Raw genomic sequence first — 22,798 nt, 5'->3', positions numbered from 1 at the left:
CCGGTGCGTCTTAAATGGGCGGCAAAAATGGCTTTGAAAAGGGCTTTTTACACACTTCTGCGGATTTTCAGGCCGCCCGCTGGCAATGGCTGCACAGGCCGGTGATCTCCACCACCGAGAGTTTTGGTGAAAATCCGGTTCCATCGACCATCTCGGCAACGCTCCTGGCCAATGGCGTGGCCGGAATTTCCCCGACCGAACCGCAGCGATCGCAAATCAGGAGCGCCACGACCGGCGTGGCATCATGATTGTGCACGCAGGCCAGAAAGGCATTGCGGCTCTCGATGCGGTGCACGAGGCCGTTTTCCATGAGAAATTCGAGGGCGCGATAGATCGTGATCGGTGCCGGGCGGGGCATGACGCGGGCCAGATCGTCAATGATTTCATAGGCTCCGAGGGGCTTGTGGCTTGCCAGAAGCGCCTGAAGCACCCGTCTGCGGATCGGCGTGAACTTCTGTCCCCGGGCCGCACATTGCTGTTCCGCATGGGACATCGCGTCAGCCGCGCAGCGTCCGTGGTCATGATCCGGGGCTGGAAAAGCGGGCTTCAGGGGCATGGGAGCGCTTTCTTATTGCAGCTATGCTGCGCAATATAACATTCAATATCAATAGCTTATGTAATCCAGGCATTGGTGAGAGGCAGGATTCACATTGCTGCTATTGCATTGCAACATAACTGGCCTAGCTTTTGTCGGTGGCCGCACCATCACGGTGACATGCGGATCATATAATAAGCGCTGGGATCACAGAAAGCAGGCCCATGGCGGCAAACCTGAAATCCTACCTCGACAGCCTCGCTCCCTGGGCCATGACTGGCAACCGGAAAGCGCCGGCCAGCGCCAAGAAGATCAACCTGGCCTTGCAGGGCGGCGGCGCGCATGGGGCCTTCACCTGGGGCGTGCTCGACCATCTGCTCGCCGACGGGCGGCTGGAGATCACCGGCCTGTCCGGCGCCTCGGCCGGGGCGGTCAACGCGGTGATGGTCGCCGATGGCCTCGCGCGCGGCGGTCCGGAGGAAGCGCGCAAGCGCCTCGCCGAGTTCTGGCGCGCGGCCAGCGTCGGCGGCGACCTGCCGCCGGTGCAGCGTGCGATCGCCGACCGGCTGTTCTCGATCTTTCCGTTCTCGACCTCGCCGATGCAGAATTGGTTCGAGACGATGTCGCATTATTTCTCGCCGTATGATTTCAATCCCCTCAACATCAATCCGTTGAGCGAATTGATCTCACGCTTCGTCGATTTCGACGCGATCCGCGCCAGCGACCTCGCGCTCTATGTCTCCGCCACCAACGTCCATACCGGACGGCTCAAGGTGTTCTGCCGCAATTCCATCGACGCCGATGTGGTGATGGCCTCCGCCGCGCTGCCGTATCTGTTTCGTGCCGTGGAGATCGACGGCGTGCCCTATTGGGACGGCGGCTACATGGGAAACCCGGTGATCTTCCCCTTCCTGCAAGCCACCGACAGCGAGGACGTGCTGGTGGTGCAGATCAACCCGGTGTCGCAGGAGGCCACGCCGAAAACTTCCGCCGAGATCGTCAAGCGGCTGAACGAGATCACCTTCAACTCCGCGCTGATCTCCGAATTGCGCACGATGGATTTCGTCAACCAGCTGATCGATGACGGGCGCCTGCCGCGCGGCAAGGAGCACAATCAGTACCGCCGCCTGAACATCCACCGCATCGACCTCGGCGCATTTGCGTCGAGCTTTGACGGCCTGAGCAAACTGAAAAACGACTACGACTTCTTCGAATCGCTGCACGACGAGGGCGTGCGCGCCGCCACGGTGTTTCTCGACAGCCATTTCGACGATATCGGCGAACGCGGCACGCTCGACCTCGCCGCCGAATCCGGCGTGGAATGGGCGTAAATTCCCCGCGCGAAGCGGGGAAAACCCCGATTCCATGGCCGTTTCGGGTGTGAAGCCCACTCCTAATTTTGCTAGCGTGCGCACACCATGACGATGCACGCCCCCGCTCCCGCAACGACCGCGCCCGCCGAGCCGAAAGACGCGGCCGCGCGCGTCACGCCGATGATGGAGCAATACCTCGAAATCAAGGCCGCCAATCCGGGCCTCTTGCTGTTCTACCGGATGGGCGATTTCTACGAACTGTTCTTCGAGGATGCCGAGACCGCCTCGCGCGCGCTCGGCATCATGCTCACCAAACGCGGCAGGCATCAGGGCGAAGACATCCCGATGTGCGGCGTGCCGGTGGAACGCTCCGACGATTATCTGCACCGGCTGATCGCGCTCGGCCACCGCGTCGCCGTCTGCGAACAGATGGAAGACCCGGCCGAGGCGAAGAAGCGCGGCTCGAAAAGTGTGGTCCGCCGCGACGTGGTGCGTCTCGTTACGCCTGGCACGCTGACCGAAGACAACCTGCTCGACGCCAAGGCCAACAATTACCTGATGGCGATCGCGCGCGTCCGCGCCTCGAATGGCGAAGATCGCCTCGGTCTTGCCTGGATCGACATCTCGACCTCGGAATTCACCGTCACCGAATGCAGCGCAAGCGAACTCTCGACCACGCTCGCGCGCGTCAGCCCGAACGAGATCGTGGTGCCGGACGCCATCTTCGGCGACGAAACACTCGGCCCGATCCTGCGAGAGCATACCGCGGTGACGCCGCTGACCCGCGACGTGTTCGACAGCGCCAACGCCGAGCAGCGGCTATGCGCCTATTTCGCCGTCGCCACCATGGACGGCCTCGCCACGCTGTCGCGGCTGGAAGCCACCGCCGCGGCCGCCGCCGTCACCTATGTCGAGCGCACGCAGGTCGGCAGGCATCCGCCGTTGTCGCCACCCGCGCGCGAGCTTGCGGGCTCGACACTCGCCATCGACCCCGCCACGCGCGCCAATCTCGAACTCACCCGCACGCTGGCGGGCGAACGGCGCGGCTCGCTGCTTGATGCGATTGATCTGACAGTGACGGCGGCCGGCTCACGGCTCCTTGCGCAACGGCTCGCAACGCCGCTGACCGACATTCCCGCCATTACACGACGCCACGATGCGGTAGCGACATTCGTGGCCGATCCAGCGGCGTCCGAAGATCTGCGCGCGATCCTGCGCGCGGCGCCCGATATGTCGCGCGCGTTGGCGCGGCTCTCTGTCGGGCGTGGCGGGCCACGCGATCTCGCGGGACTGCGCGACGGCATCGTCGCCGCCGATGCGGCCATCGCGCGGCTTCAGCGCATGGAAGCTCCGCCGCAGGAGATTGCTTCCGCCATCGAGGCTTTGCGCAAGCCCTCACGCGCATTGGCCGAGGAACTGACCCGCGCGCTCGCCGAGCAGTTGCCTTTATCGAAGCGCGATGGCGGCTTCGTGCGCGAACGTTACGATGCGACGCTGGACGAAACCCGCTCGTTGCGCGACGCCTCGCGGCTCGTCGTCGCCTCGATGCAGGCACGCTACGCCGAAGACACCGGTGTCAAGGCGCTGAAAATCCGGCACAACAACGTGCTCGGCTATTTCGTCGAAGTCACTGCGCAGCACGGCGAGAAACTGATGTCAGCGCCGCTGAACGCGACTTTCATCCATCGCCAGACGCTGGCGGGCCAGGTACGCTTCACCACGTCTGAGCTTGGCGAGATCGAAGCCCGCATCGCCAATGCGGGCGACCGTGCGCTGGGGCTTGAGCTTGAGATTTTTGAACGACTCGTCGCACAAACCGTCGCTATCGGCGACGATCTGCGCGCGGCCGCCCATGCCTTCGCCGTGCTCGATGTCGCGACCTCGCTGGCACGGCTCGCGATGGATGAAAATTACGTCCGCCCCGAAGTTGACGGCTCGCTTGCGTTCAACATCGAAGGCGGACGCCACCCGGTGGTGGAGCGCGCGCTGAAGCGTAACGGCGAATCCTTCATCGCCAACTCTTGCGATCTCTCGCCTGCACCGTCGCAGACCTCCGGGCAGATCTGGATTCTCACCGGCCCGAACATGGCGGGCAAATCCACCTTCCTGCGCCAGAACGCGCTGATCGCGCTCCTGGCCCAGATCGGCAGCTTCGTGCCCGCCAGGCGCGCGAAGATCGGCGTGATCGACCGGCTGTTCTCGCGCGTCGGCGCCGCCGACGATCTCGCACGCGGGCGCTCGACCTTCATGGTCGAGATGGTGGAGACGGCGGCGATCCTCAATCAGGCGGGTGAGCGCGCGCTGGTGATTTTGGATGAAATCGGGCGCGGCACCGCGACCTTCGATGGCCTCTCCATCGCATGGGCCTCGATCGAACATTTGCACGACGCCAACAAATGCCGCGCGCTGTTCGCGACGCATTACCACGAACTCACCGCGCTCTCGGCCAAACTGCCGCGCCTGTTTAACGCCACAGTGCGCGTCAAGGAATGGCACGGCGACGTGGTGTTTTTGCATGAGGTGCTGCCGGGCGCGGCGGATCGCTCCTACGGCATTCAGGTCGCGAAGCTCGCAGGGCTGCCGCCAGTGGTGATCGCACGCGCCAAGACGGTGCTGGCGAAACTCGAGGCGCAGGATCGCGGCACCGGCGCGCAAACGCTCATCGACGACCTGCCGCTGTTCGGGGTCACATCGCGTACGAGCGACAGCGAGCAAGCTCACTCGCCCGAGGCCACCGCGCTGATCGAGGCGCTCAACGCCATCCAGCCGGATGAACTGACCCCGCGCGAGGCGCTGGATGCGCTCTACGCGCTGAAGGCGAAGCTTTCCAGCCAGGCCTGATGCTTACACCCTGTTGATCGAGACGTGCGTGGCCTTCGGCCCGTTCTTAATGGTCTGGTAGACCACACAGTAACGCTCGGTGAGCTTCAGCAACTGGTCGAGCTTTTCCTGCGGCGCATCGGTCTCGACATCGAAGCGCAGGCGGATTTCCGCGAAGCCCACCGGCGCTTCCTTGTCCACGCCGAGCGTGCCGCGAAAATCGAGATCGCCCTCGGCGCTGACATGGCCGGACTTCAGCGGAATGTCGATCGCGGTCGCCACCGATTTCAGCGTCACGCCCGCGCAGGCGACAAGCGCCTCCAGCAGCATGTCGCCCGAGCACAATTCCAGCCCCGAGCCGCCGGTCGCCGGATGCAGGCCCGCCACCGCGAGCGCGCGGCCCGTCTCGACCTTGCAAGCGATGCCGTCATTGTCGATCGAACCCCTGGCCTTCAGGGTAATCAGGGCCGTCTTCGGATCTTCCTTGTAACGGCTCTTGATCGGCGCCTGCATGGCGCGAAGTTCGGTCGAATCCATCTTGTGTCTCCTCGTCATGGCCATACCGGCCATCCGGTTTCGTGTTTTCGTATAGTGGCGGGAAGCTTCGGCACAAGGCCGCAGATTCATAACACCGGCGTAAGCGGCTAAATTCCCTCGCCCGCAGTGAGAGCCTTGTCGATGACCTGCCGCATGCCCCGATCAAGCGAACGATCGAGCGCCTCCAGCACCTGAAACTTGACCGCCTCGAAGGCCGTCGCCGCACGATCCCGTGGCCGCGCCAGATCGACGCGCACTTCCTCGAACAAACGGCCCGGCCGGGGCTTCATCACCAATATCCGATCCGCCAGCACCACGGCTTCATCGACATCGTGGATGACGAGAACAAGCGTCGGCTGTGTGTCCGCCCACAGATCGAGCAGATGGTCCTGCAAATCGGCGCGGGTGAAAGCATCGAGCGCAGAGAACGGCTCATCGAGCAACAGCACCTCAGGCCGCGGCACCAGCGCGCGTGCAATCGCCACGCGCTGCGCCTGCCCGCCGGAAAGCTCTCGCGGCCATGCCGTCGCCTTGTCGAGCAGTCCGACGCGCGCGAGCGCCGACGCCGCGCGCTCGCGCCGTTGCGCGCGCGGGACATCGGAGAGACCGAACGCGACATTGTCGGCGACCGACAGCCATGGCAGCAGCCGCGGCTCCTGAAAGATGATGCCGATCTTTTCGTGCGGCGCCTTGATCGCCTCGTCATCGAGCGTGATCGCGCCGGACGTCGCGGGATCGAGTCCCGCGATGGCGCGCAGCAATGTGGATTTGCCGCAGCCCGAGCCGCCGATCACGGCGATAATTTCTCCAATTTTGATGCGCGCGGAAAAGCCTTGCAGCGCCTTGACGCCGTTCGGATAGGTTTTCCCGACACGATCGAGCACGAGCATGGCTACGCCTTTCCCGTCTGCGCGGAGAAGGCATCCTGCCAGCGCAGCCATGGCGCGAACGCGAGCTGGACCAGCCAGTCGGTGGTCTTGCCGAGCAGCGCGAACACGATGATCGCCGCCAGAATTTCAGCGGGCTTGCCGAGCTGCTGGCCGTCGATCAGGAGATAACCGAGCCCTTCCGACGCGCCCATCAATTCGGCGGCGACGACGAACATCCAGCCGAGGCCAAGGCCCTGCCGCAACGAGACGACATAGGAAGGCAGCACCGCGGGCAGCAGGATACGCCGGATCATCGCCGGGCCGGAGAGACGGAAGATGCGCCCGACCTCGACGATCTTGCGGTCGACGCTCAGCACCGCGCCCATCACGCCGAGATAGATCGGGAAGAACACGCCGATCGCGATCAGCGCGACCTTCGACATCTCGAAAATGCCGAGCCACAGAATGAACAGCGGCACCCAGGCGATCGACGGGATCGCGCGCAGCGCCTGCAAGGTCGGATCGAGCAGCCGCCGCGCCAGCGCCGAATAACCGCACAGCGCGCCGAGCACGGTGCCCGACACCACACCCAGCCCGAAACCGGCGGCGACACGCCACGTCGTGACAAGCACATGCCGGCCCAGTTCGCCGCTCTTCGCAAGCTCCGCCAGCATCTCGTAAATCTTGCTCGGCGGCGGCACCAGCCGGCCGTTCGACCAGCCGCGCGCAACCGCGATCTCCCAGCCGATCCCGACCACGAGCGGCACGATCAGGCCGAGCGCGGGCTTGATCCAGCGTGGCGCGCGGCGCGATGCCGTCGCGGCAACCGCTTCGGTGGCAGGCGTGGTGGAGGTATCGAGCGTCATGACCATAGCAAAGATCGCTTATCGGTCCGGAATGCAAGGCGGCGCGCGCCTGCATCGTCCATTTAGGGCCGGGGCTGTATCCCATTCCCGGCGGAATGAGCCCCGCCTGCCATACCCGCTGGGCACGGCAGGCGGGGGTGCTGTTTTAGTTCGATGGCAACTGGACGTCCGCGTCGAGCAGCGCGTCGGTATTCTTCTTCACATCGACATCGGCGGCGATGACTCCGGCCTTCTGCAACGCAAGGCCCGCCTGAAGGATCGCATCGCGCTGCGGCGCGCCGATCTTGCTGAAGGTCAGATCCGTGCGCTCCTTGAGCTGCTTGTCCACCACGGCGTCGGGCAGCCTGGTGACGGCGATGAAGTCGGCCTTCAACTCGTCATAGTGGTTGAGCGAATATTTGCGCGCTTCCTCATAGACCGCGAGAACGCGGTTCACGATATCCGGATGCTCCTTGAGAAACTGTTCGCGGACATTGAGGATGCCGAAGGTGTTGGCCTCGGGCTTGCGATAGAACAGCCGCGCGCCGTCCTCGATCTCCGCCTGCGCCATCATCGGATCGAGACCGGCCCACGCATCGACATCGCCACGGATCAGCGCGGTCTTGCCGTCCGGGTGCTGGAGCAGCACCGGCGTGATGTCCTTTTCGGTCAGGCCGGCATCGAGCAGCGCGCGCACCAGGAAGATGTGCGGATCGGTGCCGCGCGTCACCGCGACGCGCTTGCCCTTCAGATCGGCGACGCTGTTGACCTTGGAATCCTTGGTGGTGACGAGTGCGGTCCATTCAGGGCGCGAATAGGTGTAGACCGACTTGATCGGGTTGCCGTTGATGCGCGCGACCAGCGCCGCCGATCCCGCCGTCGAGCCGAAATCGATCGAGCCCGCATTCAAAAACTCCAGCGCCTTGTTGGAGCCGAGCGTCTGCACCCAGACGATCTTGATCCCGTCCTTGGCGAATTCCTTTTCCAGAAGGCCCTGCTTCTTCAGCAGGATCGAAACCGGATTATAGGTCGCCCAGTCGATCGCGATCTGGGTGGGCTTGTCGGCAGCCAGGGCCGCGCCCGGCGCGAGCAGCGCGATGGCGGCGCCAAGAGTAAAGATGCGCCGGGACAAAGGGGTCATGGGAAGCTCCGATCAGACAAGATTTTAATGCCGGGGTGACTAAAGATTACGCTTGTTCTTCAAGGCGTTATCGTCAAGAGTCAACTGGAAGAATGTTTGCCTCGAAGCCTGCCCGGACAAGAGAATGTTCTTGCCCGCGTGAAGGCTTCGTCAGTCCGATTATTTTGCAGCCAGCGCCCATGACCCCCACGTCGTCTTCCGCTCTTGAGACCCCTCCGTCCGACAGCACGCGCGAACGCGGCAGCGAACTGCCCGTGCTCGGCTTCGATTCCGCAACGGTGATGAACCGGATCGATGCGCTCGCCGAAAAACACGAAGGGCACGATGACGCGTTCCGTTCGGCAATGGCCCAGTTGCTGAAAGCCGAACTGGTGCGCGCCCGCGATGTCGCGCAGGCGGAACTGCTCAACGAGCGGCACGGCCGGCGCACCGCCGAGCGGCTGTGCGCGCTGCACGACGCCATCATTCGCATTCTCTACACGACGGCAACAAGGCATCTCTATCGCTCGCCGACGCCATCCGATTCCGAACGGATGGCGATCGTCGCCACCGGCGGTTACGGGCGCGGCCTGATGGCACCGGAATCCGACATCGATCTGTTGTTCGTGCTGCCCTACAAGCAGACCGCATGGGGCGAACAGGTCGCCGAAGTCATCCTCTATTGTCTCTGGGACATGGGGCTGAAGGTCGGCCACGCCACTCGCACCGTCAACGAGTGCATCCGTCAGGCGCTCGCCGACATGACGATTCGCACCGCGGTTCTCGAGAGCCGCTACCTGATCGGTGACCGGCATCTCTACGACGAGTTGATGGCGCGCTTCGACAAGGACGTGGTGCAGGGCACGGCGTCCGAATTCGTCGCCGCCAAGCTCGCCGAACGCGAGGAGCGGCTCACCCGCGCCGGACAGTCGCGCTATCTGGTCGAACCCAACGTCAAGGACGGCAAGGGCGGCCTGCGCGACCTGCACACGCTGTTCTGGATCGCGAAATACGTCTATCGCGTCCACGACGCCAGCGAACTCGTCAAGCGCGGCATTTTCGACGCCGCCGAATATCGCACCTTCCGCCGCTGCGAGGATTTCCTCTGGTCGGTCCGCTGCAACATCCACTTCCAGACCAACCGCGCGGAAGAGCGGCTGTCGTTCGACATCCAGCGCGAGATCGCGCAACGGCTCGGCTACACCGAACATCCCGGCATGCAGGATGTCGAGCGCTTCATGAAGCATTACTTCATGGTGGCGCGGCAGGTCGGCGGCCTCACCGCGATCCTGTGCGCCAAGCTGGAGGAACAGGAGGCCAAGCCCGCGCCGGTGCTCAACCGCGTCATGGCGCGGCTGCGGCCGCACAAGCGTCGCGGCAAGATCGCGGGCACCGAGGACTTCATCGTCGACAACGCCCGCATCAATCTCGCGGCTCCCAACGTCTTCAAGCACGACCCGGTCAATCTGATCCGCATCTTCCGCCTCGCGCAGAAGAACAATCTCGATTTCCATCCCGACGCGATGCGCGCGGTGACGCGTTCGCTCAACCTGATCACGCCGCAGGTCCGCGACAATCCAGACGCCAACGCCCTGTTCATGGAAATCCTCACTTCGCCGGACGCGGAGACGGTGCTGCGGCGCATGAACGAGACCGGTGTGCTCGGCCAGTTCATCCGCACCTTCGGCAAGATCGTGTCGATGATGCAGTTCAACATGTATCATCACTACACGGTGGACGAGCACCTGATCCGCTGCGTCGGCATTCTGCAAGAGATCGAGGCCGGGACCCACGAGGAGTTCACACTCGCCAACGACCTGTTCAAGAAAATCCGGCCCGAGCATCGCTCGGCGCTTTACATGGCCGTATTCCTGCACGACATCGCCAAGGGCCGGCCGGAAGATCACTCCATCGCGGGCGCGAAGGTCGCGCGGCGATTGTGCCCGCGCTTCGGCTTCAACGCCGCCGAGACCGAACTGATCGCCTGGCTCATTCAGGAGCACCTCACCATGTCCACGGTCGCACAATCGCGCGATCTGTCGGACCGCAAGACAATCGAGAATTTCGCGGCCGTGGTGCAATCGGTCGAGCAGATGAAGCTCCTCACCATCCTCACCACCGCCGACATCCGCGGCGTCGGCCCCGGCGTGTGGAACGGCTGGAAGGCGCAGCTCCTGCGCACGCTCTATTACGAAACCGAACCCGCACTGACCGGCGGCTTCTCCGAAGTCAATCGCGCACGCCGTGTCGATGTCGCGCATGACGAATTCCGCAACGCGCTGCGCGACTGGCCGGAAGCCGAACTCGACGCCTATATCGGCCGGCAATATCCGGCCTACTGGCTCAAGGTCGATCTGCCGCGCAAGATCAATCACGCGCGCTTCATCAAGAGCGCCGACGCCAGCGGCAAGAAGCTCGCGATCGAAGTCGGCTTCGAGGAAGGCCGCGCCGTCACCGAACTGACATTGCTCGCGCCGGACCATCCGTGGCTGCTGTCGATCGTCGCGGGCGCCTGCGCAGCCAACGGCGCCAACATCGTCGATGCGCAGATCTACACCACCACCGATGGTCTCGCACTCGACACCATCGCGATCTCCCGCGAGTACGACCGCAACGAGGACGAGGCCCGCCGCGCCTCGCGGATCGGCGAGATGATCGAGCAGGTTCTGGAAGGCAAGGTGCGCCTGCCGGAAGTGATGGCGCGCCGCACGCAGGCTCGCGCGAAAACCAAAGTGTTCGTGGTCGAGCCGGAGGTCGTCATCAACAACCAGTGGTCGGATGTCTACACCGTGATCGAGGTGACGGGCCTCGACCGGCCCGGCCTGCTCTATCAGCTCACCACCGCGATCTCGAAGCTCAGCCTCAACATCGGCTCGGCGCATGTCGCGACCTTCGGCGAACGGGTCCGCGACGTGTTCTATGTCACCGACCTGATGGGCGCGCAGATCACCGCGCCGACACGGCAGGCCGCGATCAAGCGGGCGCTGGTGCACCTTCTTGCCAATCCCGATGCCGCACGGGGCACGGCATAAGGCGGCCGAGTGCTAATGGCCGTTAACCAGCCGGTAACCTGCCCTTAAACCGCCGCCGTTAGCTTCCAACCCGGTCACCGGAGAGAGGCACGGACGCAAGCGGATGGCGCGGAAAAAATCAGGCGGACGCCGCGAACCGAAATTCGAGGGCAAGGCGTCCCTCGACGGCTTGCGCCTGAACCGCAGCGACCGCGTCGGTGACAACAGCGATTTCGAGGACGAGGACGAGCCGCCCGCGCGCCGCGAGAAGCCCGAACCGCGCGAACGCAAGGCGTCCACAAACAAGGCTTCCAAAGGCGGATCCCGCCGCGCCAGCAAAGCTCCTTTCCGCAAGCGCTTCGGCCGCATCGCCTATTGGGGCGTCGTTCTCGGCCTGTGGGCGATGATCGCCGCCGTCGGCGGCGTGATCTGGGTCGGCGCGCATCTGCCCTCGATCAGCTCGCTGGAAATTCCAAAGCGACCGCCGACGATCCAGATCGTCGGGACCGATGGTTCCGTGATCGCCACGCGGGGCGAGATGCCGGGCGCCAACGTCTCGCTGAAGGATCTGCCGCCCTATCTGCCGAACGCCTTCATCGCCATCGAGGACCGGCGGTTCTACTCGCATTTCGGTATCGACCCGATCGGCATCGCGCGCGCCGCCATCGCCAACATCCTGCATCGCGGCGTTTCGCAGGGCGGCTCCACGCTGACGCAACAGCTCGCCAAGAACCTGTTCCTCACGCAGGAACGCACGCTACAGCGAAAATTGCAGGAGGCTGAACTCGCGCTGTGGCTGGAGCGCAAATACAGCAAGAAGACAATTCTTGAGCTCTATCTCAACCGCGTCTATTTCGGCTCCGGCGCCTATGGCGTCGAAGCGGCGGCGCAGAAATATTTCGGCAAGCCCGCCAAGGACGTGACGCTGTTCGAGGCGGCAATGCTCGCGGGCCTCGTCAAGTCGCCGTCGCGGCTAGCGCCCAACCGCAACCCGGAAGGCGCGGAGAAGCGCGCCGACACTGTCCTCGCGGCGATGGTGGACGCCAAGCTGATCACGCCCGCGCAGCAGAAGGCCGCGCTCGCGCATCCGTCCTTTGCGGTGAAGCCGACCGGTGCGGGCACCATCAACTATGTCGCGGACTGGATCGGCGAGGTGCTCGACGATCTGATCGGTCAGGTCGATCAGAATATCGTGGTCGAAACCACCATCGATCCCAAACTGCAAGGCGTGGCGGAAACCGCCATCATCGACGAACTCGCCGCCAAGAGCGTGAAGTACAATGTCAGCCAGGGCGCGCTGGTTTCGATGACGCCGGACGGCGCGGTGCGCGCCATGGTCGGCGGACGCAACTACGCCGAGAGCCAGTTCAATCGCGCGGTCACCGCGAAGCGGCAGCCGGGCTCGGCGTTCAAACCCTTCGTCTATCTCACCGCACTGGAAGCGGGGCTGACGCCCGACACCGTACGTCAGGATGCGCCGATCGACGTCAAGGGCTGGAAGCCGGAGAATTACAGCCATCAGTATTTCGGACCCGTCACGCTGACGCAGGCGCTGGCGATGTCGCTCAACACCGTGGCGGTGCGGCTCGGCCTTGAAGTCGGCCCGCAGAATGTGGTGCGCACCGCGCACCGGCTCGGCATCGCCTCCAAGCTCGAGCCGAACGCCACGATTTCGCTCGGCACTTCGGAAGTGTCCCCGACCGAACTCGTCGGCGCTTACGCCACCTTCGCCAATAACGGCATCGCCGTCTCGCCGCACGTCATCATGCGCATCAAGGCCGCCGACACCGGCAAGGTTCTCTATGTGCGCCCGCCCGATCCCGCCTCGCAGGTGATCGATCCGCGCTACGTCGCGATGATGAACGGCATGATGCATGAGACGCTGGTGATCGGCACCGCGAAGAAGGCTGACATTCCAGGCTGGTACGCCGCCGGCAAGACCGGCACCAGCCAGGATTTCCGCGACGCATGGTTTGTCGGCTACACCGCGCATCTCGTCACCGGCGTGTGGCTCGGCAACGACGACAGTTCTCCGACCAGGAAGGCCACCGGCGGCGGCCTTCCGGTGGAAGTATGGACGCGGTTCATGCGCGCCGCGCATCAGGGCGTGCCGGTCGCGAACCTGCCGGTGCCGCAACCGGGCAATCCGGTCAGCGATTTCTTCCAGTCGTTCTCGCGCGGCGGCAACGCGCCAGCGCCGCAACAGCTTGGCCCGGCGCCATCGGATCAGGCCACCTATGCGAGGGAGCCATCGTATGGCGCGAGCCGCTATGCCCAGCCTGCTCCGTCGCGCGGCGGCAACCCTCGGCCTGCGCAAACCTCGGGACGGCCGGAAGCCGACGCCGGGTTGTCCGGCGGCGGCTGGCTGATGGATCGACTGTTCGGCGGTCGATAGGCTGAAGCGCGGCGCTTAGTCCTTGACGCCATAGCGGTGCAGATCGTTGCCATGGACATCGAGCCACTTCTTGGCGCGCTCGGTCTGCGGGCAGATTTTCCCGACCACGCGCCAGAACCGCGCCGAGTGATTCATCTCGACCAGATGCGCCACTTCATGCGCGGCGAGATAATCCAGCACGTACGGCGGCGCGAGGATCAGCCGCCACGAAAATGACAGCGCGCCCGCCGAGGTGCACGACCCCCAGCGGCTCGACTGGTCGCGGATCGAAATCCGCTTCACCTTCACGCCCAGCATCTCGGCGTAGTGGCTGGAAGCGCGCATCAGTTCCCGCCGCGCCTCGCGCTTGAGGAAATCGAGCACGCGGCGCTCCACATGTTCGACGCCGCCGGCCACGCACAAAATCTTCTCGCCGCTGTCGCGCGTCTCCGCCCAGACGGTGCCGCGTTCGCCGGCGCGATGCACGATCCTGTGCGCGACATGACGCAGCGGCAGCGAGGTTCCGGGCGAGAACGGCGCGGCCTTCGGCAATCCGCCGAGGCGCGCCGCGATCCAGGCGCCATGGCGCTGCGCGAAATCCTTCGCATCGGCCAGATTGCCGCGCGGAGGCATGGTCAGGATGGCTTCGCGGCGGCTCGGATGGATGCGCAAAGTATATCGCCTCGCGCGCCGGTGCCTTCGCAACTGAACCGCATAAATCGCGGCGCCGATTTTGACGGCGAGCGTACGAGGTTCGGTGGGACGGCGATAAAGAAGGGCGCGAAAAGCCATGTCAGGAGACCCGGGGACGAGAAGAAGGCCCGGATTCTGCCATATCCGCCGCCAGGGAAATCCGCTTTGGCTAAAACAAATCATTTGCCCAATATCTCGTGGGACTGGAGGGTTCCTCTCCCATATCAGGGGGCAAGGAACAGAGATTCGCTATTCATTTTTACCCTGAAACCCGGATTCCGTGGCGGCCCGTCTGGTCACTTTGATGCCACAGAATTTAAGCGTGGAAAATGATAAGGATTCAATAACTTACGCCCGCGAAGGAGCACCCGGCGGCGCTCCGGAGCCAGAAATGGCCGCCAAATCGGCACTTCCTGCGAATCCTGCTCGCAACTGGGCTATTCGGCGGCGACCCTGGGGCTCGCGGCGGCGGGAACCGAGACGATGAAATCGGCGATCCGGGGCAGAATCTCGGCGCGGAACCGCGAGCCGTTGAAGACGCCGTAGTGGCCGACGCCCTTCTGCATGTAATGCACCCGCCGCTCGGCCGGAATCGAGGTGCAGAGGTCGTGCGCCGCTTCCGTCTGGCCCAAACCCGAGATGTCGTCGTTCTCGCCTTCCACCGTCATCAGCGCGACACGATGTATTTTCGACGGATCGACCCGCGTGCCGCGATGCATCAGCTCGCCCTTGGGCAGCGAATGCTTCACGAACACCTCCTCGACGGTCTGGAGGTAGAATTCCGCGGTCAGATCCATCACAGCGAGATATTCGTCATAGAATTCGCGGTGCTTGTCGACGAGATCGCCGTCGCCCTTGACCAGATTGTCGAACAGCTTCTTGTGCGCCTCGAGATGGCGGTCGAAATTCATGCTGACGAATCCGGTCAGTTGCAGGAAGCCCGGATAGACATCGCGCATGAAGCCGGGATGCGGAAACGGCACCCGGCTGATGACGTTGTTGCGGAACCACTCCATCCCCTTTTCGGCGGCGAGATTGTTCACCGCGGTCGGATTGCGCCGCGTGTCGATCGGGCCGCCCATCAGGATCATGGACGCCGGCACGAACGGATCGTTGCGCGCCTCCATCACCGAAACCGCCGCGAGCACCGGCACCGAAGGCTGACAAACCCCCACGACATGCACGTTTCCGCCAAGCGCATGCAGCATCTCGATCACGTAGTCGACGTAATCGTCGAGATCGAAGCGTCCCATCGCCAGCGGCACCATGCGCGCATCGACCCAGTCGGTGATGTAGACCTCGTGATTGGGCAGGAACGCTTCCACCGTGCCGCGCAGCAACGTCGCGTAGTGGCCCGACATCGGCGCCACGATCAGCACGCGCGGCTGCGGCTCGCGCAGCGGCCGCAGAAATTTGCGCCGGAAATGCAGCAGGCGGCAGAACGGCTTTTCCCAGACCGTCCTGATTTCCACCGGCGTCGAGACGCCCTGCACCTCGGTATGGTCGATGCGCCATTCCGGCTTGCCGTAACGGCGCGTGGTGCGCTCGAACACTTCGCAGCCCGCCGCGATCGATTTGCCGATCTCGGTGCCCGCCAGCGGATTGAGCGGGCTCTGGAACATCAGCTTGGTGGCGTCGGCGAAAGCGCGTGCCGGGCTGAGAGACGCCTGCCCCATTTCGTACATCCAGTACATCGGAGAGACGACAGGCGCGCCCACATCCTCTGGCAAAGACGGCGGCCGCCCGAATTCTCCAATCGGCATCGCGAATCCTTTCGATTTTGCGCTGCAATAGCATGATGGCAGCATTCCGCTGCGTCAATCCGCCGTATGGAGTGACGGCCGGCTTTCTCAACCTTAATCATGCCTGCCCCAGGCACTTGGAACTTTCCGCAATCGAGGGTTGACGTATAAATGACGCTCATGGGCGATACCCTCCATTCGGATTTCCGGCACCCTCGGCCGGACGTGCGCCTGCACACCATCCTGCGCCTGCGCTGGCTGGCGGTTCTCGGGCAACTGGCAGCAATCTTTATCGTGGTGCAGGGCTTCGACTTCGAAGTTCCGATCCTGCCCTGCCTCATCGTCATCGGCCTTTCGGCAGGCCTGAACCTCGCTTTGCAAATCGCCTACGCGCCGACCCACCGGCTCGACCCGGTGTTCGCCGCCGCGTTGCTGGCCATGAACATCGTCGAGCTCGCGGCGCTGCTGATGCTGACGGGCGGGTTGCAGAACCCGTTCTCGTTCCTGTTCCTCGCGCCGGTGCTGATCTCGGCGACGGCGCTGCCGACCCGCTACACCATCGCGCTCGGGCTGCTGGCCGCGACCTGCGCCACCCTTCTCGGCTTCTTCCATCTGCCGCTGCCGTGGAACGGCGACGAGCCGCTGGTGCTGCCGCCGACCTACATGCTCGGCGTCTGGTTCTCGATCATCATGGCGCTGGTGGTGACGAGCCTCTACGCCTTCCAGGTGACCGAGGAAGCCCGCAAGCTCTCCGACGCGCTCGCGGCCACCGAACTTGTCCTCACCCGCGAGCAGCACCTCACCCAGATCGACGGCCTCGCAGCAGCCGCAGCCCACGAACTCGGCACACCGTTGTCGACCATCTTCCTGATCGCCAACGAGTTGCAGAACGCCGCGAAGGACCGGGCGCCGGACGATCCGCTGATCACCGACGTCGCCACAATTCGCGAGCAGGCGAAACGCTGCCGCGACATCCTCGCCAAGATCACCCAGCTTTCATCGAGCGGCGCGCCGTTCGACCGCATGCCGCTGACCAACCTGATCGAGGAGGTGGTGGCGCCGCATCGCGAATTCGGCATCGACCTGAAAATCCGCATCGCCGACGGCAGCCCGCCCGAGCCGGTCGGCCTGCGCAATCCGGCGGTGCTGTACGGCATCGGCAATCTCGTCGAGAACGCGGTCGATTTTGCCCGCGACGCGGTGGGGGTGAATGCCTGGTGGAGCCGGGAGCAGGTCGACATCGTCATCTCCGACGACGGCCCGGGCATCCCGCCCGATCTGCTGAAGAAGATCGGCGAGCCCTATCTCTCCCGCCGGGCGGCCGGGGACAGCCGGAGCGGCCATCGCGGTCTGGGCCTCGGGGTGTTCATCGCCCGGACCCTGCTGGAACGAACCGGCGCCAAGGTCGGTTTCTCCAACCGGCCGTTCCCGGATCATGGCGCGATCGTCACCATTTCCTGGCCGCGCGAGCGCTTTGAAACCGGTGTCAGCGGGCCCACTTAAGGGCTAAGCTCCGGTGAGGCGTTCTGACGCAGGGGCCCGACATATTGCCGGATCAATTTGGAATAGGATGACCATGGACAAAGGAAAACCCATGTACGCAGCCACCCAATCGTCTTCCTATCAGTTGCCTGTCGAGCCCGCGCCCCGCACCCTGCTGATCGTCGAGGACGACAAGGCCTTTCTCGAGCGGCTGTCGCGCGCCATGGAAACTCGCGGGTTCACCGTCACGAGCTGCGACAACGTCCCCGAGGGCCTCGCGGCCATCGAACAGTCGCCTCCCGCCTTCGCGGTGGTCGATCTGCGCGTCGGCGACGGCAACGGGCTCGACGTCGTGGCGGCGCTGCAAAGCAAGCGGCCGGGCGCCCGCGCCATCGTGCTGACGGGCTACGGCAACATCGCCACCGCGGTCACCGCGGTGAAGCTCGGCGCGGTCGATTACCTCGCCAAGCCTGCGGACGCCGACGAAGTCGCGGCCGCGCTGCTCGCGGTCGGCGGCGCCAAGTCGGAATTGCCGCAGAACCCGATGTCGGCCGACCGGGTGCGGTGGGAGCACATCCAGCGGATTTACGAAATGTGCGACCGCAACGTCTCGGAGACCGCGCGGCGGCTGAACATGCATCGCCGCACGCTCCAGCGCATTCTGGCCAAGCGCGCACCGCGCTAAGCCTGACGTCAGAACCGAATTCGTCATCCGGCCCGTTCGCAGCGGGCCGGAACTTTTTTGGGCCGCTCCGCGTTGCACCGGTGAATTCAGGGAGCAACCGAGCGTCCATGCGCAAAGCCCGCCATATCGACATCTCGACACGCCTCGAAGCCACCAAGCGCCTCGGCCTGTTGGAGGACTATCGCGTGGACTGGGACAAGCCGCTGGGCGCGCCCCGCATCACCGTGCGCGGCCGTCCCGCCTATCCCGCGCAGATCACCAAGAATTATATCGCCGACCTTCTCTCCGAACTGGTGACGGCGCGCGAGATCGTCGTCACGCGGCCCTCCAGGGCTTGAGACCATCCGCGAGCGGGCCATGATCCACGATCTCATCCGCGAAGCGACCCACACCTCCCACCGGCGGCTCGACCTCGCGCTGTCGTGGCTCGACCTCAGCAAGCCCCGCTATTACGCGAGCTTCCTGCGCGGGCAGGCCGAGGCGCTGTTCCCCATCGAGACCGCGCTCGAGCGCAACGGCGTCGCGTTCATCCTGCCCGACTGGCCACGCCGCGCGCGCTCCGCAGCACTCGAACACGACCTGATCGTGATGGATGCCTCCTGCGATCCGCTGCCGGAACCGCAATTCGAGAATCCCGCGCAGATGTTCGGAGCGGTCTACGTGCTGGAGGCGTTGCGCATGGGCGCGCGGGTGATGCTGTCGCGTCTCGCGCAATATCCCGACTCCTGCTCGATCGGCGCGACGAAATATCTGCGGCACGGTTTTGGCCAGCGGCTGTGGCCGACATTCCTCGACGCACTGGAAACCCATCCCGCCGCGCTGAACGATCCGCAGTCCGTGGTGCAAGGCGCGCAGATCGCCTTCGGCATGTTCGAGAGCGCGCTGGTGCCGATCGTCAGCACCGCCGCCGAATAATCCGAAAGTCCGCTTCAGGCTCGCTCAAAAATCCACTCAAAAAACCCCTTGGCCGGGCGCGGAAAATACGCTTTGTGGCCGCATGACCGAACAGACCATTGAGGCGCCCAAAGCCGGCGCCAGCATCATTCCCGTCACGCCGTTCCAGCAGAACTGCATGTTGCTGTGGTGCGAGCAGACCAAAAAGGCCGCGGTGGTCGATCCCGGCGGCGACGTGCTCGACATTCTCAACGCCATCAAGCGGGCCGGGGTCAAGGTCGAGCACATCTGGCTCACCCATGGCCATGTCGATCATGTCGGCGGCGCCGATGAACTGCGCGAGCATCTCAAGGTGCCGATCACCGGCCCGCACATCGCCGACAAGTTTCTTCTCGATCATGTCACGGACAGCGCGCGGCGCTATGGCCTCACCGGCCTGCGCAACGTGGAGCCCGACACCTGGCTGAACGAAGGCGACAGGGTCAGCGTCGGCGAACTGACGTTCGATCTGCTGCATTGCCCCGGCCACTCGCCGGGCAGCATGGTGTTCTTCAACCCGGACATGAAATTCGCGATCATGGGCGACGTGCTGTTCAACGGCTCGATCGGACGTACCGATTTGCCGGGCGGCGATCACGAAACGCTGCTGGCCTCGATCCGCGACAAGGTGCTGCCGCTCGGCGACGAGGTCGGCTTCATCTGCGGCCACGGCCCCGGCTCGACCATCGGCCAGGAGCGGCTGAGCAATCCGTTCCTCACCGGCATGGCCTGATCGCGTTTCAACCCATCGCGGCCTTGAGCGCGACCGCCGCCGAGGCATAGCCGCCGCGCGCGCCGTCGACGAAATGGAAATGACCGGCGCCCGCCGCCGCCAGCGTGAAGCATGTCATCAGTGCCGCGTCCTGCCGGTGCAGGCCGTAACGGATCGTGCCCGCTTCCGCCGCGCGCGCCAGCAGCTTTTCGATCGCATTTGCGGTCTGCGGCGGACAATCGATCACCATGCGCAGGCCGTCGTCATATTTCCGGAAGTCCGAATTCTCCACCACCTGCTGTAGATAGGTCCGCATCGCGTATCTACCGATGCGAACTGGAGAGCGCGCCATCCCAACAAGCCAGAGCGCACCCAGCGACGCCACGCCGCGACGCCACCACAGCGGCCCGCGACGCCACGCGCGTGCGACATAATCCGCGCCCGGCGAAGGCCAGCGGCGCGGCGGGCCTTGCGGCGGAATCGGACGGCCACCCTCCGGACTCATCTCCACCAGCGCCAACATTCTTTCGATCACCGCGCGGAATGCGGATTTGTTATCGCCATGCGGCACCACGAGAATCGACAACATCACCCCGCGCGCCGACAGGATTTCGGAAAAATGACAGGACAGACCGGTGAGATCGGGATGGCTGCCGCGCGGCGCTTGCGGCACCGCGAACGCACCGCGCTTCATCGCGGCATCGGCCCATCTCAAACCGCCGCCCTCGAACATCGCATAAGAGACATGGGGCGACGGCGCATAGCGCGCCACGCGCACATCGAGCCCTGCCGCACGGATCGCCTCAACCGGAACGAGCGCCACGCGCATGGTGAGATGCAGCGCCTCATCCACCCAGGCCGCCGTTTCCGCAAGCACGCGCGCGGCGATCTCGCGGTCGGCTGCCGCCACCGCGAAACTCGCGCCGTCGCCGCCGAACACGAACGGAAAATCCCGCAGCTCCATCGCATTGGTCATGGCCGCGATCACCGCAGCGCCCGCCATGTTGACGGCCTTGTAACGCCGATTGGCGATCGCATCGGTCGAACGCACGATGTCGGCCGTGCCGATCAACCAGCCCTCCGGCAGCGGACGATACAGCGACGGCTCCATCAGGCGGCCGAAATCATCGAATGCCGGAATGCCGGAATAGAACGCGGCATCTTTGTCCCGATTCATACCGTTCCGCTCCGGCTCATGCTTCTGTCTCATTTGGATCATCGGCCCGGTCTGCTACCAAGTCCGCCTTACCAACGATAGTGAGATCACGCGTGAGTGAATTGTTCGCACCCTGGCAGTTGGGCCAGCTCGCTTTGCCCAACCGCATTGTCATCGCACCGATGTGCCAATACTCCGCCAAGGACGGCAGCGCCACCGACTGGCACATGATCCATCTTGGCCATCTGGCGTTGTCCGGCGCGGGACTCCTCATTCTGGAAGCGACCGGCGTGTCGCCCGAGGGCCGCATCTCGCCGCAGGATCTCGGACTTTACTCCGATGCCAATCAAGCGGCGCTGGCGCGCGTGCTTCATGCGGTGCGCGTCTATTCGCCGATCAAGGTCGCGATCCAGCTCGCCCATGCCGGGCGCAAGGCCTCGACCAAGGTGCCATGGGAAGGCGGCGGACAGATTCCGCCGGGCGGGAAAAATGGCTGGCAGACCGAGGCCCCCTCCGCGCTCGCCTTCGCGGCAGGTGAAAATCCGTCGGCCGCGCTCGATGCGCAGGGGCTTGCACGCGTGCGCGACGATTTCGTGCGCGCGGCGCAACGCACCGCCGAACTCGGCATCGACGGCATCGAGATTCACGCCGCGCATGGTTATCTGCTGCACCAGTTCCTGTCGCCGCTGTCCAACGCACGCACCGATCAATATGGCGGCAGCCTTGAGAACCGGATGCGGTTTCCGCTCGAGGTCTTTGACGCGGTACGCGCGGCATTCCCGGCGGACAGGCCGGTCTGGGTCCGCCTCTCCGCGACCGACTGGGCCGACGGCGGCTGGGATGTCGAAAGTTCTGTCGCTTTCGCGAAGCAATTGAAAATCCGCGGCTGTCCCGCGATCCATGTGTCCAGCGGCGGACTGACGCCGGCGCAACAGATCAAGCTCGGCCCCGGCTATCAGGTCGCGTTCTCCGAGCGCATCCGCACCGAGGCGAACATTCCCACCATCGCGGTCGGTCTCATCACCGAGCCTCGGCAGGCGGAAGAGATTCTCAAAAAGGGGCAAGCCGACGCCATCGCGCTCGCCCGCGCCGCGCTGTACGATCCGCGCTGGCCGTGGCACGCCGCGGCCGAACTTGGCGATCACGTTCACGCGCCGCCGCAATATCTGCGCTGCGCCCCGCACGGCCATTCGGATTTGTTCAACGCGCCTTAAAGGCGACCGGCATGCCCACAACCTATCGCCTGCTCGGACCTGACGGCACGCTTTATGACAGCCCGACACCCGGCCTGTTCGGCGGCCATAAAAAGCAGCGCATCTATGGCCGCCTCGACTGCCGCACCGCTGTCCGTGCGCTGACAAAGGGCGATACCTACCGGCGGCATCGCGTGTTCTTCGCCGACGAGGCGAGCGCGATTGCGGCCGGATACCGTCCTTGCGCGGTCTGCCTGCCGACCCAATATCGAGCATGGCGCGCACGAACGGCGTGACGCACGCAACGCAGCCCATGAGGACCGCTTATGTCTCCGGTTTCGCTTCTCCTGAACATTCTCTGGATCGTGCTCGGCGGCTTCTGGATGGCGGTCGGCTGGATGGTCGCGGCCGTGCTGATGGCGATCACCATCATCGGCATTCCATGGGCGCGCGCGGCGATGAATATCGCGGGCTACACGCTGTTTCCGTTCGGCCAGCGCGCAATGTCGCGTGAGATCGTCACCGGCCGTTCCGATGTCGGCACCGGGCCGCTCGGGGTGATCGGCAATATCATCTGGTTCATCCTCGCCGGCTGGTGGCTGGCGCTGGGGCATCTCGGCACCGCGCTGCTGATGGCCATCACCATCGTCGGCCTGCCGTTCGCGTGGGCGCATCTCAAGCTCGCGGGTATCGCGCTGTGGCCGATCGGCAAGACCATCGTCCCGGCGTGACCCTCAGGTTCGCGTTGCCCGAAGCCGCGCGATCCGGTACAGGAACG

At 64.5% G+C, this 22,798-nt stretch carries 20 protein-coding genes; 12 read left to right on the top strand and 8 right to left on the bottom strand.

Features of this window, described 5'->3' with window-relative positions:
- Nucleotides 1-67 precede the first annotated feature (67 nt).
- Entirely contained in the window at nt 68-556 is a 489-nt protein-coding gene (locus tag AFIC_RS01770) for a Fur family transcriptional regulator (protein WP_275247485.1), read from the bottom strand.
- Nucleotides 557-759: 203 nt separating this feature from the next.
- Between AFIC_RS01770 and AFIC_RS01765 the strand changes: the two genes are divergently transcribed.
- Both AFIC_RS01765 and mutS read left to right on the top strand, forming a co-directional pair.
- Complete coding sequence (locus AFIC_RS01765; RefSeq protein ID WP_275247484.1) at nt 760-1,866, top strand: patatin-like phospholipase family protein; 1,107 nt, start codon at nt 760-762, stop codon at nt 1,864-1,866.
- 87 nt (nt 1,867-1,953) lie between these two features.
- Nucleotides 1,954-4,689 carry a DNA mismatch repair protein MutS gene (gene mutS / locus AFIC_RS01760; protein WP_275247483.1) on the top strand — a complete coding sequence of 912 codons (2,736 nt, stop codon included), beginning with the start codon at nt 1,954-1,956 and terminating at the stop codon, nt 4,687-4,689.
- Nucleotides 4,690-4,692: 3 nt separating this feature from the next.
- On the opposite strand, the gene AFIC_RS01755 is transcribed toward mutS, so the two are convergent.
- The 4 genes from AFIC_RS01755 to AFIC_RS01740 all read right to left on the bottom strand — a co-directional run bounded on the left by AFIC_RS01755 (nt 4,693) and on the right by AFIC_RS01740 (nt 8,060).
- The gene (locus tag AFIC_RS01755; RefSeq protein WP_275247482.1) at nt 4,693-5,205 is read right to left on the bottom strand and encodes an OsmC family protein; all 513 of its coding nucleotides are present in this window, start codon (nt 5,203-5,205) and stop codon (nt 4,693-4,695) included.
- Between the two features lie 107 nt (nt 5,206-5,312).
- Nucleotides 5,313-6,095: an ABC transporter ATP-binding protein gene (locus AFIC_RS01750; RefSeq protein WP_275247481.1), complete on the bottom strand. Its 783-nt coding sequence runs from the start codon at nt 6,093-6,095 to the stop codon at nt 5,313-5,315.
- Nucleotides 6,096-6,097: 2 nt separating this feature from the next.
- Complete coding sequence (locus AFIC_RS01745) at nt 6,098-6,946, bottom strand: ABC transporter permease (RefSeq protein WP_275247480.1); 849 nt, start codon at nt 6,944-6,946, stop codon at nt 6,098-6,100.
- Between the two features lie 139 nt (nt 6,947-7,085).
- Nucleotides 7,086-8,060, bottom strand: coding sequence for an aliphatic sulfonate ABC transporter substrate-binding protein (locus tag AFIC_RS01740; protein ID WP_275247479.1), 975 nt, complete (start codon nt 8,058-8,060; stop codon nt 7,086-7,088).
- 281 nt (nt 8,061-8,341) lie between these two features.
- On the opposite strand from AFIC_RS01740, the gene AFIC_RS01735 reads away from it, so the two are divergent.
- Together AFIC_RS01735 and AFIC_RS01730 are read left to right on the top strand one after the other, a co-directional pair.
- Nucleotides 8,342-11,071: a [protein-PII] uridylyltransferase gene (locus tag AFIC_RS01735; protein WP_275248606.1), complete on the top strand. Its 2,730-nt coding sequence runs from the start codon at nt 8,342-8,344 to the stop codon at nt 11,069-11,071.
- A gap of 103 nt (nt 11,072-11,174) precedes the next feature.
- Nucleotides 11,175-13,445 (top strand): transglycosylase domain-containing protein, encoded by a 2,271-nt coding sequence (locus tag AFIC_RS01730; protein ID WP_275247478.1) that lies wholly within the window; start codon nt 11,175-11,177, stop codon nt 13,443-13,445.
- A gap of 15 nt (nt 13,446-13,460) precedes the next feature.
- Here AFIC_RS01730 and AFIC_RS01725 read toward each other — a convergent pair whose 3' ends face one another.
- Nucleotides 13,461-14,300 (bottom strand): M48 family metallopeptidase, encoded by an 840-nt coding sequence (locus AFIC_RS01725; RefSeq protein ID WP_275247477.1) that lies wholly within the window; start codon nt 14,298-14,300, stop codon nt 13,461-13,463.
- 254 nt (nt 14,301-14,554) lie between these two features.
- A complete protein-coding gene (locus AFIC_RS01720) occupies nt 14,555-15,880 on the bottom strand; it encodes a polyhydroxyalkanoate depolymerase (RefSeq protein ID WP_275247476.1) in 1,326 nt (441 codons plus the stop codon).
- A 150-nt stretch (nt 15,881-16,030) separates the two neighbouring features.
- Between AFIC_RS01720 and AFIC_RS01715 the strand changes: the two genes are divergently transcribed.
- The 5 genes from AFIC_RS01715 to AFIC_RS01695 all read left to right on the top strand — a co-directional run bounded on the left by AFIC_RS01715 (nt 16,031) and on the right by AFIC_RS01695 (nt 19,692).
- Entirely contained in the window at nt 16,031-17,362 is a 1,332-nt protein-coding gene (locus AFIC_RS01715) for an ActS/PrrB/RegB family redox-sensitive histidine kinase (protein WP_275247475.1), read from the top strand.
- A gap of 91 nt (nt 17,363-17,453) precedes the next feature.
- Nucleotides 17,454-18,026 carry an ActR/PrrA/RegA family redox response regulator transcription factor gene (locus AFIC_RS01710; protein WP_275247474.1) on the top strand — a complete coding sequence of 191 codons (573 nt, stop codon included), beginning with the start codon at nt 17,454-17,456 and terminating at the stop codon, nt 18,024-18,026.
- Between the two features lie 107 nt (nt 18,027-18,133).
- Nucleotides 18,134-18,364 (top strand): hypothetical protein, encoded by a 231-nt coding sequence (locus AFIC_RS01705; protein ID WP_275247473.1) that lies wholly within the window; start codon nt 18,134-18,136, stop codon nt 18,362-18,364.
- Nucleotides 18,365-18,383: 19 nt separating this feature from the next.
- Entirely contained in the window at nt 18,384-18,941 is a 558-nt protein-coding gene (locus AFIC_RS01700) for a biliverdin-producing heme oxygenase (RefSeq protein WP_275247472.1), read from the top strand.
- 82 nt (nt 18,942-19,023) lie between these two features.
- Entirely contained in the window at nt 19,024-19,692 is a 669-nt protein-coding gene (locus tag AFIC_RS01695; RefSeq protein ID WP_275247471.1) for an MBL fold metallo-hydrolase, read from the top strand.
- A gap of 7 nt (nt 19,693-19,699) precedes the next feature.
- Here AFIC_RS01695 and AFIC_RS01690 read toward each other — a convergent pair whose 3' ends face one another.
- The gene (locus tag AFIC_RS01690) at nt 19,700-20,848 is read right to left on the bottom strand and encodes a DUF3095 domain-containing protein (protein ID WP_275247470.1); all 1,149 of its coding nucleotides are present in this window, start codon (nt 20,846-20,848) and stop codon (nt 19,700-19,702) included.
- Nucleotides 20,849-20,940: 92 nt separating this feature from the next.
- Here AFIC_RS01690 and AFIC_RS01685 point away from each other — a divergent pair, with 92 nt between their 5' ends.
- The 3 genes from AFIC_RS01685 to AFIC_RS01675 are packed head-to-tail and all read left to right on the top strand — an operon-like array spanning nt 20,941 to nt 22,751.
- On the top strand, nt 20,941-22,041 hold the full coding sequence (locus AFIC_RS01685; protein ID WP_275247469.1) for an NADH:flavin oxidoreductase/NADH oxidase: 1,101 nt from the start codon (nt 20,941-20,943) through the stop codon (nt 22,039-22,041).
- Nucleotides 22,042-22,052: 11 nt separating this feature from the next.
- Nucleotides 22,053-22,316, top strand: a complete 264-nt coding sequence (locus tag AFIC_RS01680; RefSeq protein WP_275247468.1) for an Ada metal-binding domain-containing protein — start codon at nt 22,053-22,055, stop codon at nt 22,314-22,316.
- A gap of 30 nt (nt 22,317-22,346) precedes the next feature.
- Nucleotides 22,347-22,751, top strand: a complete 405-nt coding sequence (locus AFIC_RS01675) for a YccF domain-containing protein (RefSeq protein WP_275247467.1) — start codon at nt 22,347-22,349, stop codon at nt 22,749-22,751.
- Nucleotides 22,752-22,798: the final 47 nt, after the last annotated feature.

This window comes from [Pseudomonas] carboxydohydrogena (assembly GCF_029030725.1).
Classification (GTDB): Bacteria; Pseudomonadota; Alphaproteobacteria; order Rhizobiales; family Xanthobacteraceae; genus Afipia; species Afipia carboxydohydrogena.
This window is presented reverse-complemented; position numbering and strand designations above follow the sequence as displayed.